This is a genomic window from Bartonella occidentalis (assembly GCF_037070875.1).
Taxonomy (GTDB): Bacteria; Pseudomonadota; Alphaproteobacteria; order Rhizobiales; family Rhizobiaceae; genus Bartonella.
Genome location: NZ_JAYMZJ010000001.1, coordinates 149,375 through 166,300, shown reverse-complemented (window position 1 = coordinate 166,300; position 16,926 = coordinate 149,375). Strand labels below are relative to the sequence as shown.

At 37.8% G+C, this 16,926-nt stretch carries 16 protein-coding genes; 1 reads left to right on the top strand and 15 read right to left on the bottom strand.

What is annotated here, in order from left to right:
* The first annotated feature begins 14 nt into the window (after positions 1 to 14).
* Positions 15 to 794: a succinate dehydrogenase iron-sulfur subunit gene (locus WCP78_RS00760; RefSeq protein WP_336278610.1), complete on the top strand. Its 780-nt coding sequence runs from the start codon at positions 15 to 17 to the stop codon at positions 792 to 794.
* 473 nt (positions 795 to 1,267) lie between these two features.
* Here WCP78_RS00760 and virB11 read toward each other — a convergent pair whose 3' ends face one another.
* From virB11 to trwL, 15 genes are all read right to left on the bottom strand, one after another.
* Positions 1,268 to 2,329 (bottom strand): P-type DNA transfer ATPase VirB11, encoded by a 1,062-nt coding sequence (gene virB11, locus WCP78_RS00755; RefSeq protein ID WP_336278609.1) that lies wholly within the window; start codon positions 2,327 to 2,329, stop codon positions 1,268 to 1,270.
* Positions 2,304 to 3,500 (bottom strand): type IV secretion system protein VirB10, encoded by a 1,197-nt coding sequence (virB10, locus tag WCP78_RS00750; RefSeq protein WP_336279100.1) that lies wholly within the window; start codon positions 3,498 to 3,500, stop codon positions 2,304 to 2,306. Before virB10 ends, virB11 begins: the two co-directional genes overlap by 26 nt.
* Complete coding sequence (virB9, locus tag WCP78_RS00745) at positions 3,500 to 4,297, bottom strand: P-type conjugative transfer protein VirB9 (RefSeq protein ID WP_336278608.1); 798 nt, start codon at positions 4,295 to 4,297, stop codon at positions 3,500 to 3,502. Before virB9 ends, virB10 begins: the two co-directional genes overlap by 1 nt.
* Before the next feature lie 13 nt (positions 4,298 to 4,310).
* Positions 4,311 to 5,009 carry a VirB8 family type IV secretion system protein gene (locus WCP78_RS00740; protein WP_336278607.1) on the bottom strand — a complete coding sequence of 233 codons (699 nt, stop codon included), beginning with the start codon at positions 5,007 to 5,009 and terminating at the stop codon, positions 4,311 to 4,313.
* An 8-nt stretch (positions 5,010 to 5,017) separates the two neighbouring features.
* On the bottom strand, positions 5,018 to 5,152 hold the full coding sequence (locus WCP78_RS00735) for a TrwH protein (RefSeq protein WP_336278606.1): 135 nt from the start codon (positions 5,150 to 5,152) through the stop codon (positions 5,018 to 5,020).
* Positions 5,153 to 5,584: 432 nt separating this feature from the next.
* Positions 5,585 to 6,376 carry a TrbJ/VirB5 family protein gene (locus WCP78_RS00730; RefSeq protein ID WP_336278605.1) on the bottom strand — a complete coding sequence of 264 codons (792 nt, stop codon included), beginning with the start codon at positions 6,374 to 6,376 and terminating at the stop codon, positions 5,585 to 5,587.
* A 639-nt stretch (positions 6,377 to 7,015) separates the two neighbouring features.
* Positions 7,016 to 7,834 (bottom strand): TrbJ/VirB5 family protein, encoded by an 819-nt coding sequence (locus WCP78_RS00720; protein WP_336278604.1) that lies wholly within the window; start codon positions 7,832 to 7,834, stop codon positions 7,016 to 7,018.
* Positions 7,835 to 8,184: 350 nt separating this feature from the next.
* Positions 8,185 to 9,048, bottom strand: a complete 864-nt coding sequence (locus WCP78_RS00715; RefSeq protein ID WP_336278602.1) for a TrbL/VirB6 family protein — start codon at positions 9,046 to 9,048, stop codon at positions 8,185 to 8,187.
* Between the two features lie 215 nt (positions 9,049 to 9,263).
* A complete protein-coding gene (locus WCP78_RS00710; RefSeq protein ID WP_336278603.1) occupies positions 9,264 to 11,117 on the bottom strand; it encodes a type IV secretion system protein in 1,854 nt (617 codons plus the stop codon).
* Between the two features lie 350 nt (positions 11,118 to 11,467).
* Positions 11,468 to 12,331: a TrbL/VirB6 family protein gene (locus tag WCP78_RS00705; protein ID WP_336278602.1), complete on the bottom strand. Its 864-nt coding sequence runs from the start codon at positions 12,329 to 12,331 to the stop codon at positions 11,468 to 11,470.
* Between the two features lie 211 nt (positions 12,332 to 12,542).
* Positions 12,543 to 13,307, bottom strand: coding sequence for a TrbJ/VirB5 family protein (locus WCP78_RS00700; protein ID WP_336278601.1), 765 nt, complete (start codon positions 13,305 to 13,307; stop codon positions 12,543 to 12,545).
* Positions 13,304 to 15,775: a VirB4 family type IV secretion/conjugal transfer ATPase gene (locus tag WCP78_RS00695; protein WP_336278600.1), complete on the bottom strand. Its 2,472-nt coding sequence runs from the start codon at positions 15,773 to 15,775 to the stop codon at positions 13,304 to 13,306. Before WCP78_RS00695 ends, WCP78_RS00700 begins: the two co-directional genes overlap by 4 nt.
* A 2-nt stretch (positions 15,776 to 15,777) precedes the next feature.
* Positions 15,778 to 16,086 (bottom strand): VirB3 family type IV secretion system protein, encoded by a 309-nt coding sequence (locus tag WCP78_RS00690; protein ID WP_336278599.1) that lies wholly within the window; start codon positions 16,084 to 16,086, stop codon positions 15,778 to 15,780.
* A 12-nt stretch (positions 16,087 to 16,098) separates the two neighbouring features.
* On the bottom strand, positions 16,099 to 16,458 hold the full coding sequence (locus WCP78_RS00685) for a conjugal transfer protein (protein ID WP_336278598.1): 360 nt from the start codon (positions 16,456 to 16,458) through the stop codon (positions 16,099 to 16,101).
* A gap of 120 nt (positions 16,459 to 16,578) precedes the next feature.
* Positions 16,579 to 16,905, bottom strand: a complete 327-nt coding sequence (trwL, locus tag WCP78_RS00680) for a VirB2 family type IV secretion system major pilin TrwL (RefSeq protein WP_336278597.1) — start codon at positions 16,903 to 16,905, stop codon at positions 16,579 to 16,581.
* Positions 16,906 to 16,926: the final 21 nt, after the last annotated feature.

Genomic DNA, 16,926 nt, shown 5'->3' with positions numbered 1-16,926 from the left:
GGGGAGAAGGAACTATGGTACAAATTAAGCTTCCTAAAAATTCTCAAGTAAAAGCTGGAAAAGTTTGGCCTAAGCCTGAAGGTGCTACAAAGCTAACGGAGTTTCATATTTACCGTTGGTCGCCTGATGATGAGGAAAATCCCCATCTTGATACCTATTATGTAGATCGTTCAGCTTGTGGACCGATGATCCTTGATGGGCTTTTATTTATAAAAAACCATATTGATCCGACTTTAACACTTCGGCGATCATGCCGTGAAGGAATTTGTGGTTCGTGTGCAATGAATATTGATGGAACCAATACTCTAGCCTGTACAAAAGGTATGGATGAGGTGAAGCATCCAATTAAGGTTTATCCTTTACCTTCTATGCCTGTTGTTAAAGATTTGGTTCCTGATTTGAAACATTTTTACGCCCAGCATCGTGTCATTGAACCTTGGTTGCAAACCGTTTCTCCTGAGCCTGCAAAAGAGTGGCTGCAAAGTTATTCCGATCGCCAAAAAATTGATGGTCTTTATGAGTGTATTTTATGTGCATGCTGTCAGACATCGTGTCCAAGCTATTGGTGGAACGGAGATCGTTATTTAGGACCAGCTGTTTTGCTTCAAGCATATCGCTGGATCGCTGATTCGCGTGATGAAATGTGCGGTGAGCGTCTTGATAATTTAGAAGATCCTTTTCGGCTCTATCGATGCCATACAATTATGAATTGTGCACAAACTTGTCCTAAAGGCTTAAATCCAGCTAAAGCAATTGCTGAAATTAAAAAGCTCATGGTTGAACGTCGCTTGTAAAAATAGGTTCAACACAGAGGGATACTGTAAAGCTATTTAGCGTGTTGTATACCTTTGAGGTGTTTACACAGGGTTCAGTTTTGAAAGCTTATTTTTTCTGAGGATTTTAACATGAAATTTAATATTTCTTCTGGATACAATGGGTAATTCATTGAGAAAATTTGTCTTAATGTGAAAATAAGGTTGTAGTAGAGGATGTGCGTTTTCGCTTTTGTTAAAAAGTCATATTGAATTGTGATAAATATCATAGATGTTAATTCTACATTCTTTCATCCGTACTAGTGGGAAAAGGCTTTTGCTATGTTTAAATTGTAGTTTCAATTGTTTCATTAATGATAATTACGGGGAACTATCAGAGAGGCTGAAAGAGAGGAGTTATTTTCAAAAATTTAATTCAATAAAAAGCTGTGCTATGTCACACAGCTTTTTATTAGATTTGGTAAAATCACTTATATTGTGAGAAACTTTTAACCTTAAATTATTTTCGATTTAGAAAAAATCGGATCATAGAAAACTTCAGAGAGTTTCCGATCTTTAAAATACAACACTACATCAACTGTCGTATAAAGCACTAGCTTGATCATCTGTATGTCAAGTTGACGGCCAACCTCTGATCTTTTGATGAGTGTTGCACATCGTTCGAATGTTTGTAAGGCATTGTTAGCATGCGTTGTTGTAATTGATCCAGGGTGTCCAGTATTTAGTGAATTGAGGTATTCCCATGCCTCATTACCGCGCAGCTCAGCGAGAAAAATACGATCAGGCGATTGGCGCATACATGCATCTAAACATTCATCGACCGTCGCGCGATCCGCGCTGTTCCCGTAAAGCATATGCACATGATTAGGGTGATTTGGTAAAAAAAGCTCATGAACATCTTCAATCGTGATAATACGTTCTTCAACGGGTACTTTTTCTATCAAAGAGCGGGCAAATGTCGTTTTACCTGATCCTGTTTTACCTGCAATGATAATATTACGTTTATAAAGTACACATTTTTCTAGAAAATCAATAATCTTTCGATCGCGTTTGAGCTTTAATAGTTGAGCTTCAAATGGTTCTAATCGTGTGAAATCTTGCTTTAATAAGAAACTATTTGATTCTTTTTCTGAAGGTTTATTGAAGCTCACATCTATAAAACTATCGAATGTACCTTCGTGATCAAGCTCCTCTAGTGTTTTAACTATAAGAGAATGCTTACGAATCATAAATGATAGCGTACCATCGAGAACAGCTGGGCTTTGTACAATTGTACCGCGCTGCCCCCCAGGCAATAGTACATAATTTATGCTTTTAGGAACCATACCATTATAGACGATAATAGCCGTAATAAGCGTTTGTAAAAAAGAACTCGTAAGTTCTGGTGCACTGTGTACTTGCCAACCCTCAAAGCTTTTTGTCCATATTTCACAGGGGCGGCAAATTGATAATTCAGTAATTTTGGGATCTTCTAAGAAATGATCAAGCGGCTGTAAAAGCTGTGCAACTGCTTGATCTTTCTGTACTTGATTAGCGTGTGACGAGACTGTAGACATCGCTGAAATCCAAATCACGAGCAATCAAAATATTAATCCGCTCGCCCTGATTTTTGTACAGTGTTGGTACAATGTTGATAGAGTTTTGGAGAACATCCATGACAACTGCTTCAGCTTCTCCTTGCCCATTTTTAGACTGTTGTTCTCCTTTTTCTCCTTTTCCTCCTTTGGTAATTTTACTTGTTACCCATTCTCCTAAGCTATTTCCTAAATTACTGATTATGCTAATCATGATTGCACCACTAAATCGTTCCCAGAAGTGTCTATCAACCCAACCCCCTAAACCAGATTCTCCAAGTGGGCCAGTACCGGGCGAATCAAGATTTACAACAACACCAGAAGGTGTTTCAACACGCGACCATTGCACGAAAACCCGTGCTTGCCCTTGTTGTAGTCCGCTTTGATAAAAACCGACAACTTTTGAGCCACGATCTAGTAAAACAACTCGACCACTTGTAGAGTAAACATCACGTGTTAAATAACATGTAGTCATTCCTGGCTGTGTCGTGATAATTTTTGTTTCTAATACACAATCTATTTGGGTTCCTTGTGTGATCAAAAGATCACGATTGCGCAGCTGAGCTGCAGATGATTGGCTTAGCCGTATAGGCTGCAATTTGTCTGAGAACTCACCACCGCCTCTGTCACCAGAGTTGCTAGATTTTGAATAATTTTCAGAGGTTTCACTGCCTCCACCATTATTAAGGTTCGAGTTTAACATACGTTGACGAGCCAACATTTCGGCATCTTTGACCAATTGTGGTGGCATGGTTGTTTGGAAAAGCTGAGCCAAAGACGATGGAAGATTGCGTAGTTGCTCCTCTATTTGTGCCTGTTGACCTGATTCTTCTATGGATTTCTCTTCTGTGACTTTTGGTTCCTCTATGACTGGAGGAATATAGCTTGGTATAATTTGTTGCACTATTTGCTGCGGCTTTTTTTCCTCAGCATTTGCAGCATTGCGCATTTTTAAAGCTTTCCAAGATAGCGCAACTGGTACCGCTACTATGATGACGATCCCTACTATTAATAATACACGCATACCGGGAATGGTTGGGCGACGTTCTACATCGAGCTCGGATTTACCATAATCACCTTCAATAGAGATTTGTTCGGCGTAGTTTAAATTTTCGCCTGTGTTGACTTCATCTCCTTTCTTACTGCAGAACATCATTTATCTCCTTTATTGATACGACGAACCACCGATGATATTGTTCCGGTCGTGTTTGGTACGCCATTGGGATCATAAGATTCGTTAAAGACAGCAAGAACCCGTCTCCCAAGTCGTATGAGCCATTTAGGATTGACCTTGTGAACAGCGATGATATTATTGGAATTGCCCACGATAGTACGCGGTATGAGACTTTCATTGCCTTCGGTATCCACTAAATAAATTGACGGCATGTCCATGTTGGCAGAAAACTTGAAGTAGGTAATGCGTCCGTTATCCCAGGCATTTATCGGGGCAATATCTTTGTGACCGCTCATGGTGTAGTTTAGATTATAACCATTTATGTTTTTACTAAAACCATGCTCAATAGCAGCACGTTGAGTGTTTTCTTGCGATTTTTGAGTATCTGAATCGGGATAGACGAAAGCTAATTCGTAGGTAGATTCAGCGCGGTCATTGCGGAACTGTAGTCGAAATTTATAACTGCGCTTATCAGTAACAACGATAAGGTTGGTATTGGCAAGTTCAGCTTTGGGTTTAATAAAGATATGCCGCCCCTTATGCGCAAAAGCATAGGCATCAGAATCACCGAAGGCATGGGTAATATAGTGTTCACCGTCTTCAAGGATGATGTGTGTTGCTACACCAAGAACAGTTTCAATCTGAACTACATCAGCTGCGTTATAAGTTACATAACGAATCCGGTGATCATACTGTGAATTGGAGGGGGTTTTGAGCGCCTGCACGGGCATCGTATAAAACGAGGCTAGTAAGACAACAAACGCAAGTTTTCTCATAACAATCAATCCCTTAATTATTAAAAACTATTTCCGGATCAGCGCGGTAACTTGTAACTTGGAAACCAAGGGGATTAAGCAATCGATCAGATGATTTCATGGGTGCATCGATATAAGTATATCCAATCGTCGCAATTTGGTCTTCTTTTTTCCCTGTTGAGCCATTAATATCCTGTTGGTGGGTTGTAAAACGCACGGTTGCTTGTCCATTTCCGTTTGGCTGGATAGAACGCACTTTAACTGTGATGCGTGCCTTGTTGGAAAGCACTTTATCGCGAGCGTTTTCACCCTCATAAATTTTGTAAAATTCCTGTTGAACTGCTGGTGCACTTAAAAGCGCTGTTGTATCATAATTTAATTGAATGGTATCGTAGTCATAGGTTTCGCGGTTAAGGACATATTGATTAAGCCAATATCTGTCTACAATTTCACCATAACTGGTTTCGTGCTCGCGCATTATAGAAACAGTATCAACTGCACCAGTGGTATTATCAACGCGTAAGACTAAAGGCATGGGAGATGGTTGAGAAAAACCTATTACCCCACATATCATACCAAATATTCCAAAAACGCTAAAGACACCCACTATCCGCCATGCTAGCCTACGCGATTTCATAAATTCATTAATCAGTTCACGTTCCAAACCTCGACTTTCTTCATAATAGCTGCTAAGTCGTTCGGACTTTACCGGTTTAACTTCTTTTTTCTTCATATCGCTCCTCACTGAATTTCCGCAGGGACTTCTTTATTAATAGGGACTCGATTCCAATTGCTCGGTTGTTTTGGCTTTGGAGCCGACGTGCAAGCCGATAATAAAAGACTCACAATCAAAATTGTAAAAATGATTGGTTTCATCTTAGCATTCCTTTTTTAAACTATTTAATATTCTTTATCAATTATCTATCATTAATTCAATTTTGATTTAAAAAATATATAATCATGGTTTTTATTTTATTTTTAAGTCTATTCATTAAACAACGAGGTAAATATTATTTATTCTAAACTTGATCATTTGGTTATACAGTTGTCATTAGAAATAAAGAGACTACTTTCCCTATCTCGCTGCACATGATAAGCTATCCATAGATGATAAAAGAGATGGCTATAGCGATTGATATGATAAGAGCAATTAGAGGCAATTGCTCTTAATAAAATTTTGGTGATAGATTGATATGATACACGATCAATTTTACTGAAAAATTGTGTAAACCCTTCTAAGACCATAGCAGTTCTCTTTAATGACTTTTCATTTGTGTGAGTGATAACCATAATAATATTGTAAAAATTTCACTGTGAGGATCGTATAGTTGGCATTTTCGTATTTTTACTATCCAGAATTCTCATATTACGTTTATGCTTTTGTTGGCTAATAAATGCTTGTTCTACGTTGCGTAGATGAGCCGCCATTTGCAACTGTGTTGCTTCATTTTGGCTCATGGCTAATTGGATCTTAAGCTGCGTTTGTAATTCGGCAATGCCTTTTAGATCTTTCGTTTCACCGATCATGTTTAACAATCCTAAGATTTTTCCCGAACGATCTTCTATTTTCTCAGAAATTTTCAAACTTATAAATTTGTCGACCATTGCTGCGTGTTGGCTACGGTCATTAATAGACTTTCGTATATTTTCAAATTTTGAGCTATTTTCTTCTACGCTTTTGAATTCTTTTTCAAATTCTTCAAGTTTCGTTTTAAGACCGTTATTTGCCGGTAGAAATTTATCTTTGTCATAGGATAGATGTAAACTTTTAAGAAAAAGCGCTTCTTCCTCTTTGAGATCTTTGAGCGTTTCAGAATCTTTAGCTATAGCGCTATATATCTTATCCAATTGCTCGGATTGTTTTTTTATCTCATCAGACTGTCTTTTTAGCGTATCTAAAAAAACATTACCGTTACTTTGCCCGTTATGCCTTGCATTTGATACGTGCACCACTCCTTGTTGTAAGGTTTGTAATGACTGCAGCCCTTTATATCCGGTAGGTAAGAAGGCAAGTCGATAGTCGCGATTCATAATTGCATTTCCAAAACTTGGTGTTGCTAAGATTAGACTTATTATCGCTATAATAACCGATTTTTTCATTTTCACTCTCTCCAGCAGCCTGTTAATTTCTCCAACATGTACATAGTACAAAACTGAAAATAACATTGCTCTTCACTGAATTTTTGCAGGGACTTCTTTATTAATAGGGACTCGATTTCAATTGCTCGGTTGTTTTGGCTTTGGAGCCGACGTGCAAGCCGATAATAAAAGACTCACAATCAAAATTGTAAAAATGATTGGTTTCATCTTAGCATTCCTTTTTTAAACTATTTAATATTCTTTATCAATTATCTATCATTAATTCAATTTTGATTTAAAAAATATATAATCATGGTTTTTATTTTATTTTTAAGTCTATTCATTAAACAACGAGGTAAATATTATTTATTCTAAACTTGATCATTTGGTTATACAGTTGTCATTAGAAATAAAGAGACTACTTTCCCTATCTCGCTGCACATGATAAGCTATCCATAGATGATAAAAGAGATGGCTATAGCGATTGATATGATAAGAGCAATTAGAGGCAATTGCTCTTAATAAAATTTTGGTGATAGATTGATATGATACACGATCAATTTTACTGAAAAATTGTGTAAACCCTTCTAAGACCATAGCAGTTCTCTTTAATGACTTTTCATTTGTGTGAGTGATAACCATAATAATATTGTAAAAATTTCACTGTGAGGATCGTATAGTTGGCATTTTCGTATTTTTACTATCCAGAATTCTCATATTACGTTTATGCTTTTGTTGGCTAATAAATGCTTGTTCTACGTTGCGTAGATGAGCCGCCATTTGCAACTGTGTTGCTTCATTTTGGCTCATGGCTAATTGGATCTTAAGCTGCGTTTGTAATTCGGCAATGCCTTTTAGATCTTTCGTTTCACCGATCATGTTTAACAATCCTAAGATTTTTCCCGAACGATCTTCTATTTTCTCAGAAATTTTCAAACTTATAAATTTGTCGACCATTGCTGCGTGTTGGCTACGGTCATTAATAGACTTGCGTATATTTTCAAATTTTGATCTATTTTCTTCTACGCTTTTGAATTCTTTTTCAAATTCTTCAAGTTGCGCTTTAAGACCGTTATTTGCCGGTAGAAATTTATCTTTGTCATAGGATAAATGTAAACTTTTAAGAAAAAGAGCTTCTTCCTCTTTGAGATCTTTGAGAGTTTCAGAATCTTTAGCTATAGCGCCATATATCTTCTCCAATTGCTCGGATTGTTTTTTTATCTCATCAGACTGTTTTTTTAGTGTATCTAAAAAAATTCTGCTGCTATCTTGTTGTCCTGTTTGTCCTCTCATTGATGTTTGCATTGTTCTTTGATATTGGGGTGCTGCTCCATATCTCGGTGAAGGCGTTCTTTGAATCGAGCTTCCATACGGTGAGTTAAGGTTATTATACCGATGTTCGTCATCTATGATTGAATTTCCAAAACTTGGTGTTGCTAAAACCACACTCATTATCGCTGTAATCGTTAATTTTTTCATTTTCACTCTCTCCAGCAGCTTATTTGTTACCCTTTCCAATATTTACATTGTTGCAAAGGGGATAATGATATTGCTCTTCACTGAATTTCGAAGGGATTATTTTATTAATTAGCTTTGATATTCCAATTTCATAATCGTTTTTATTTTAGATATGATGTGTAAGCCGATAATAAAAGATTCGCAATTAAAAATTATAAAATGAATTTAATTTAATTTCTTTTTTAACCATTTTTCGTCTTCTATATATTATTAATCATAGTTACATTTTTGACTAAAATATATAGCGCGATTTTTTCATGTATGCATTAAGCTACCGCGCAAATATCATTTATCACGCTACTGAACTTTGATTATCTAGCAGAACGGTTATTGGCATTTAATTTCAATAAATGTCCAAACGTAATACCTTTTGCTAAGGTGCTTGCAAGGCTTGATAATTTCAGCAACAAGACAATGGAAATAATAGACAAGGTGAGAGCTCCGCCAAGCGCATAGCTGACATTCTGTTCACCATTAAATTGCAGATCTTCCATGTAAGCCGCAAAGATATTGATCATGAGCTTAAACACAGTTGATAAGAGTATCATGAGAATGATGTAGCTCAACAGTTGTGTTGCCCATCGTTCAAAGAAGCGATGTGTTGGTTGCCAAAGCAAAGCAATGATAAAGACAGGCCCCAGTGCGAAGAGAAGGGAAAGAGCACTTTGTGAAAATAAAATAACTGCACCACCAATTGCAACCAAGCTGCTTGTTGCAACCAAGATAAGAATACCAAAGAGTGCGTAAAGAAGTCCATCAGAACCTAAGAAAGCAGATTCTTCGAAAGCTTCGCTTGCGCGTTTAAATCCTTCTTCAGCTGCTTTATTAAGTGAATTGCTAAAGGGTTCGTTTTGAGATGTCTTACCTGTCAGGGCATTTGAAAGTTCAGTGGGTAAATTGGAGACGAAACTGCTCATACCTCCCTGAGACCATCCTGCAGAGAATGCAATTGAAGTAATAATGCTCACGCGTAAGCAACGGTTCACAAACTCAGTGAGTGGCATTTCTATCACACCACGCATGATAAGCCATCCATAGATGATGAAAGAGACGGCTATAGCAGTTGATAGGATGGGAGCAATTGCGATGATTGCCTCTGATGAAGTTTTCGTGACATATTGATTTATTACATCATCAATCTTACCGAAAAGCTGTGTAAACATTACTAAGGCCATAGCATTCCTCTTTACGAATTTTCATCTTTTTTGAAGAGGGAGTGTTGGTATTTTAGATCTATTTATGCAATTTGATACAACACTCTTCATCAGGATTATTTGAGACAGATCAGGTTCTCAATGCTATCCCTTCAAAGTGTGGGATAGCTTAATTTTTACGTATTTTTTATTTCTAAAAATAGAAAACTAATCTATCATGTTCGTTTTCTAAAACTTTACTGTATAGCTGGCATTGCTGTATTCTTACTTCCAAGAACTTTCACATTGCGCTTGTGCTTTTGCTGGTTGATGAGTGCCTGTTCTGCATTGCGTAAATGTGCGGCCATTTGAAATTGTGTCGCTCCATTTTTACTCATAGCTAATTGGGCTTTAATATGTGTCTGTAGCTCGGCAACACTTTTCCCGTCTTTCACTTCCTTGATCTTTTTTGATAACCCTAAGATTTTTCCTGAAAGATCTCCTACTTGTTCAGAAGCTTGTACGCTTATAATCTTGTCAACAGCTGCTGCATATTGGCTGTGTTCACTAATAGATTTGTGTACATCACCAGATTTTAATGAAGTATTTTTTTCTTCAATATTTTTTAATTTTTTTTCTAATTCTTCAAGCTGTGTGCGAACTTCTTTCTCATTAGCTAATAGGAACTTTTCCTTTTGATAAGACAAATATATTTTTTTAGGGAAAAGAGGCTTTGCATCCTGAAAACTCCGAGCAGTAGCTTGAGGATTGCTAACTGTAATAGCATCACGTATCTTCTCTAATTTCTCGGTTTGTTTACTCTTCTCATCAGATTGCTTTCTTATTGTATCGAAAAAAATCCAGCTCTCTTGTCCTCTCCTTTGCACTTGCCCTGAGTTTTGGACTTGATCAAACTCTCTCCCTCTCATTTGATGATTTTGTCCTCCTTGCCATGGCGTTGTTGTTCCTTGCTCTGGTGCTTTTTTTGATGTTAATGATACTCCTTGCTTTGGTGTTGACACTGACCCTGCCGATTGTCCTGATCCTAGATTCGAATTTTGTACCGTTTGCGATTGTTGTGCAGGTTGTGGTGTAAGTTTTTGTGTAGCTTGTTGTGCAAGTTGTGGTGTAGCTTGTGGTGTAGCTTGTTGTGCAAGTTGTGGTGTAGCTTGTGGTGTAGCTTGTGGTGTAGCTTGTGGTGTAGCTTGTTGTGCAAGTTGTGGTGCAAGTTGTGGTGCAGGTTTTAATTGTGGTGCAGATTGTTGTGTTGACACTGACCTCGCTGGTTGTCCTGATCCTGGATCTGCACTTTGTACCGTTTGCAATTGTTTTGCAGGTTGCGATTGTTGTGTTGACACTGACCCCGCTGGTTGTCCTGATCCTAGACTTGAACTTTGTACCGCCGGTTGTTGTGCAGATTGTAGTGGTCGTTTTTGGAAGTCTAATGTAGGTGGTAGTATGCTAGATCGCTGAGTCGAGAGCACTATTTTTCCTGAATTCGCCTTAACCATTTGCCCACCTGGCGGTATTATTATTCCTTTTGATGCTAATGCTCGATGTGATGGTGCAGATCGTTTTCCTGCTGATACTGTTGATTTTGGTCTTTTCCCTGTTTTTGCTGTTGCCCCTTGTCCTGGCTGTTTCGTCTGTCCTTGTGCCGTTGATGGCCTTACTGCTGCTACTGATGCTGTTTTTCCTCCTGTTGCTGTTTTTCCTCCTGCTGCTTTTTTAGGTGGCAATGTTGCTCCTGCGGCCTTTGGCGCTGCTGCTTTGGCGGCCGGCTGTTTTGCTTTAGGAGCTGGTTGTGCTCCTGCTCTTGATTTTCCTAGAGCTGCTGCCTTTTCTTGTTCTAGTCTTTTTAGTGCTTCCTCCCTTGCTTTTTTTTGTGCTGGATCCATTTCTGTTCCACTCGAGCCTCTTCCAGGGCCGCCAATATACCCACCACCATATGTAGGTGCTTTTTCAAGACCTCCCATACCTAAACTACGGTAGCCGCTATGTCCTGTCATATATGGTGTACGCGATGGATGCCCGTAATTTGGAGCTGAATTTCCAAAACTTGGCGTTACTAAAACCACACTCATTATCGCTGTAATCGTTGATTTTTTCATTTTCACTCTCTCCAGCAGCTTATTTGTTACCCTTTCCAATATTTACATTGTTGCAAAGGGGATAATGATATTGCTCTTCACTGAATTTCGAAGGGATTATTTTATTAATTAGCTTTGATATTCCAATTTCATAATCGTTTTTATTTTAGATATGATGTGTAAGCCGATAATAAAAGATTCGCAATTAAAAATTATAAAATGAATTTAATTTAATTTCTTTTTTAACCATTTTTCGTCTTCTATATATTATTAATCATAGTTACATTTTTGACTAAAATATATAGCGCGATTTTTTCATGTATGCATTAAGCTACCGCGCAAATATCATTTATCACGCTACTGAACTTTGATTATCTAGCAGAACGGTTATTGGCATTTAATTTCAATAAATGTCCAAACGTAATACCTTTTGCTAAGGTGCTTGCAAGGCTTGATAATTTCAGCAACAAGACAATGGAAATAATAGACAAGGTGAGAGCTCCGCCAAGCGCATAGCTGACATTCTGTTCACCATTAAATTGCAGATCTTCCATGTAAGCCGCAAAGATATTGATCATGAGCTTAAACACAGTTGATAAGAGTATCATGAGAATGATGTAGCTCAACAGTTGTGTTGCCCATCGTTCAAAGAAGCGATGTGTTGGTTGCCAAAGCAAAGCAATGATAAAGACAGGCCCCAGTGCGAAGAGAAGGGAAAGAGCACTTTGTGAAAATAAAATAACTGCACCACCAATTGCAACCAAGCTGCTTGTTGCAACCAAGATAAGAATACCAAAGAGTGCGTAAAGAAGTCCATCAGAACCTAAGAAAGCAGATTCTTCGAAAGCTTCGCTTGCGCGTTTAAATCCTTCTTCAGCTGCTTTATTAAGTGAATTGCTAAAGGGTTCGTTTTGAGATGTCTTACCTGTCAGGGCATTTGAAAGTTCAGTGGGTAAATTGGAGACGAAACTGCTCATACCTCCCTGAGACCATCCTGCAGAGAATGCAATTGAAGTAATAATGCTCACGCGTAAGCAACGGTTCACAAACTCAGTGAGTGGCATTTCTATCACACCACGCATGATAAGCCATCCATAGATGATGAAAGAGACGGCTATAGCAGTTGATAGGATGGGAGCAATTGCGATGATTGCCTCTGATGAAGTTTTCGTGACATATTGATTTATTACATCATCAATCTTACCGAAAAGCTGTGTAAACATTACTAAGGCCATAGCATTCCTCTTTACGAATTTTCATCTTTTTTGAAGAGGGAGTGTTGGTATTTTAGATCTATTTATGCAATTTGATACAACACTCTTCATCAGGATTATTTGAGACAGATCAGGTTCTCAATGCTATCCCTTCAAAGTGTGGGATAGCTTAATTTTTACGTATTTTTTATTTCTAAAAATAGAAAACTAATCATATTCGTTTCTTAAAACTTCACCGCAATCGTATAGTTGGCATTGCTGTATTCTTACTATTAAGAATTCTCATATTGCGCTTGTGCTTTTGCTGGTTGATGAGTGCCTGTTCTGCATTGCGTAAATGTGCAACCATTTGTAATTTTGCGTTTTCATTTTGGATCATAGCTAATTTAGCTTTAATACGTGCTTGCAGTTCAGCAATGCCTTTTAGATTTTTTGTTTCATCAATTTTTTTTACCAGTTCTAAAATGTTATTGAAACGATTTTCTGTTGTTTGAAAAGCTTGTAAACTTACAGCTTTGTCTATAGCCGCTGCATATTGACTGCGTTCATCGATGGATGTGCGCGCATCATTGATAGAATCGTTACTGCTTTCTTCTTTTAGAATATTTTTGAGAAATACGAGTATTTCAGGGTTTTGATTTTTACTGTAGATTGATTGTGGATTCTTAAGAAAAAAACTGTTTTTATTGATTTGTGTAGTACCAAGTCCTTTATTCTCTGTTATAGACTCATGTATTTTCTCTATTTGACTTAGCTGTTTCCTATTCAACTCAAGATGTTGTTTGATTAATTTGATAATATCTTGCTTCGGATTTGAAGGAGGTGGTGCTGGCTTTGGGGGAGGACTTGCCTTTTTAGTGGAAGCACTAGGAAAAAGCCAACCAAAATCCGGTGTTGATCGTTCTAATTCTGCTGCGCCTGCTCCAAACCAATGTGCTGCTAAACTTGGTGTTGCAAAAATTATTGTTATTATTATTGAAAGAACTAATTTTTTCATGTCGTTCTCCTATCAGCTTTTACATGTTGCAAAAAAATTGGCAACCATATTGCCGGATCGTCGCCTACCTCGGCGATGATCGCTTCGACCAACTCTGCACTGTCAGGTGTTCCCGATAAAACTAAGAGTTCGTCATTAAAGTCTCGTTCGACAGTTTTTCCACCGATCTGCATATGAAATTTGCTTAAATTTAACTCCGCCAGTGCGGATTGATCGCCTTGTTTGATCAGAAATTGGCGACTAAATTCACCAAGTTCTGCTACCAATTTAAATTCAGCATCTGTTAATTTGAAACCTTCTGTATATTCTTCGTAATTTGCTTTTGGATTTGCTAGAAAAATATAAGTTGCACATTGCTGAATTAGCGTTTTGGCAATGTTGCTTTCTAGTGCATCACCAGGTTCTTGGGTTGCGAAAACAAAAATACCATTTTGTTTACGTATAGTCTTTTGTTTATTCTTTGCTAAATCCTCAAAATATGGATCTTGCAAAGGTTTCCAAAACTCATCAAAGATATACATAAATCGTTGCCCACTAATCATTCCTTCTGTGCGATAAAGCAGATACATCATTACTGGGGTGCGAGTTTCCGCATTATCTAAAAATTCAGTGGTATCAAAGCCATAAATTTGATTTGTCGAGAGATCAAGTGCATCAACGGGGTTGTCAAACAGCCATCCATAATCGTTACCTTCACACCATTTTAGTAAGCGAGAGTGAACGGTCGGACGCGCGTTATAATCACTCAAACGTGGGTTTGGTAAGAATTGTACTAGGAAAGACAAGCGACGTAATGATCTATCAATATTGTTACTCATAATAGCTGTAACAGCTTGATTAATTTCCTCTTCATCGCGGTGTGTAACTTCGCCACCTGCTTCTGCCAATTTTTTAACAAACTGTTTAAGAAAAATTATGTTATCTTGTGTTGGCGGGAGTTGAAATGGGTTAAAACCACTTGGTCTACCCGTTTTAAATGCGAGATATCGGCCGCCCATCGCTCGAATAACAATCTCCATACCACGATCTTTATCAAAAACAACAGTTGTAGGTCTAAACTTCTGTGCTTGCGCTAACAGAAATCCAAGTAAAACCGTTTTACCAGAACCAGATTGCCCAATAAGCGCAGTGTTTCCCAGAAGCCTTTTGTCTGTTGCATCCTCTTCAAGTTGGGAAGCATGAAAATTAAAATAGAGTGGTGTTCTACTTACGGTCTTAAGAATTGTAACCGCCGGCCCCCATGGATTTCCAGTCGGCTTACCTGACATGAAGTTATGGAAAGATGAAAATGATAAAAAGTTAAGTGACGTAATTGGTGCGGGACGTGGCCGCCATTTCCAATTTGCGGGGAGTTGTGCCCAATAACCAGCCTCTATAGCTAAGTCCACGGGTTTTGGTAAGACTGCAACATCCAGCATAGCTGCACTTGCTTTTGCCATATAATCGCGAACTTTTTGAACGGTATCACCATAAATGGTTAATGTACAGTGATGTTCGCCCATGACAAAATGTCCACTTATGAGTTGATTCAGCGCTTCATCAATTTGTGCAATCTGGCTTGTGGCAACATCGCGAGCATCGATAAGATTGCGCTGATGCCGCTGTAAATAATTTTTAGCAGCGTGCCGTGAAAGTACAGAAAAACTCTGTGTCAGTATGAATTCAAAATCACTTTCCAGTAGAGTGTTGAGTTGCCCTGGTTTAGTTGTGACATCGTATTCTTTAATTTCCATCATCCCAAATCGGCGCATCCCAGTGGATGTCCGCAACTCACCAATGGAACCCCATTTCGAGAAAAAAGGTCGATTGATACACATGTAATCGGCAAAGCGATCTTGACAGATTGGCATAGGCCGATATTCGCTATTAACAAGCATGCCAAGAAATTCGAGAGCAGAGGAATAAGCATAGCCATTTTTTTCATAAGCACCAAGAAGCTCGACACCATAATGCTTGAGAGACTGACCTAGGGTGCGGTTAATCTCATTAAGAGTCTTTATACACGATTCTTGACGCATCTTTTTTTGATCAAGCGTTTCACGTTCATGTTGAGAAAAAAATGATATAATTTTGTCAGTTATCGGCTGAAAAACAATCGTTAAATATAGATCATTAACCATTAAGTTATAGCCAGTGAAACTCTGCCTATATTTCTCATCAAGTTGATGACAAAACATTTGATCAAATGTTGAATCAGGATATTCATAAACGCGGCGACGCACAATATGTGTCCATAACGACAAATTAGCTGATGCAATACCACGTAAAATATTGTTTAGTTCCTTGATCCATTGGAAAATATCTTCTTCTGAAGCACTTTGATGCGAACGTCCATCAATTTTCCAAACTGATAAGTACTCTGCGTTTTTGGTAGAGATAATCGTGTCTGTAATATGATGTGAATAGGGTATAAACAAACTTACTGGTGTCTCTGACATGAGCAATTTGCTGCTTTCAACAGCTTTCATGCTTATCTCCTTTTGCTATAATTAGAGGGACTGTAACTTGATGCGCCCCAAAAGCTTTTGTTGCGATTGCGAAATTTTGTATCAATCCACAACCACCAGATACGAAATGCTTTGTCATCATTTTTGGTGATTTGCACCATAATGAACCATAATGGAGGAGCCATTAACCACAAAAAAATGTTTATCGTCATAGCAAAAGAAGCTACTCCTATAACCATAGATATAGCCGGGATCATTGGTACACCCCAAACTGTTGGAACGCGAGTCGCACCTTTAAATAAAGGGAATTCTTCATGTTTTTGTGGTTTCATGGTAGATTCCGATTAGTTAATATGAAATAATATATTGCTAATGTAGAATGCTGCACCAGCTATGATGACACTAAACGACCATCGTGCAAATGTAGCACTCGCGATGAGACGCAATAAATAAATAATCAGTAAAAATACAAAAACGATAGCAGCGATGAGAGGAACAAGCATACCTAACCCATAATACATACTCATTAAAGTATCTACACTGACTGTTGCTTGAACATTGGTTTTTGCGTGAACATATGTAGACTGAGTTGCTAAAAACATGATTACCGTCATAAAAAGAGCACCAATTTGTCTCTCAATTTTTGCTCGAAGAGCATTGAAGTATTTCACATTTTTTACTTTAACTATAGTTGAAGTTATCATAAACAATATTCTCCTCTTACAGTACATTTTACAGTATAAGTGAAATTATTACTGAAATATCATACAACCGCTGAATATAAACCTCACTTTCTAATAAAATTTGTGTTAAATCATTTTAAATTAAGCTGCTCCTGGAATACCCGGCAATAGCATATTGCTGATTGATGCTGCTGATCCAGCGATGATCACTCCAACGGACCAACGTAAGAATGTATCTTTTTCAATAAACCGCCCTGCATAACTAATAGCTAAGCACAAAAGTATAACAGCAGCAGCGAAAGGAATAACTGTATCCAATTCTGTCTTCAGTTTTCCTAGAGCCTTATTAACTTTACTTAAACCATTGTTAGCAAGTGCAGGGTTATCTATAAAAAATACAGTCATAGCTGCAGCAGAAAAAGTGATTTTATTTTTCATTTTTGATTGAAAAGTTTTTAAATATCTCATGTTATTTTCTCTAACTAAAAT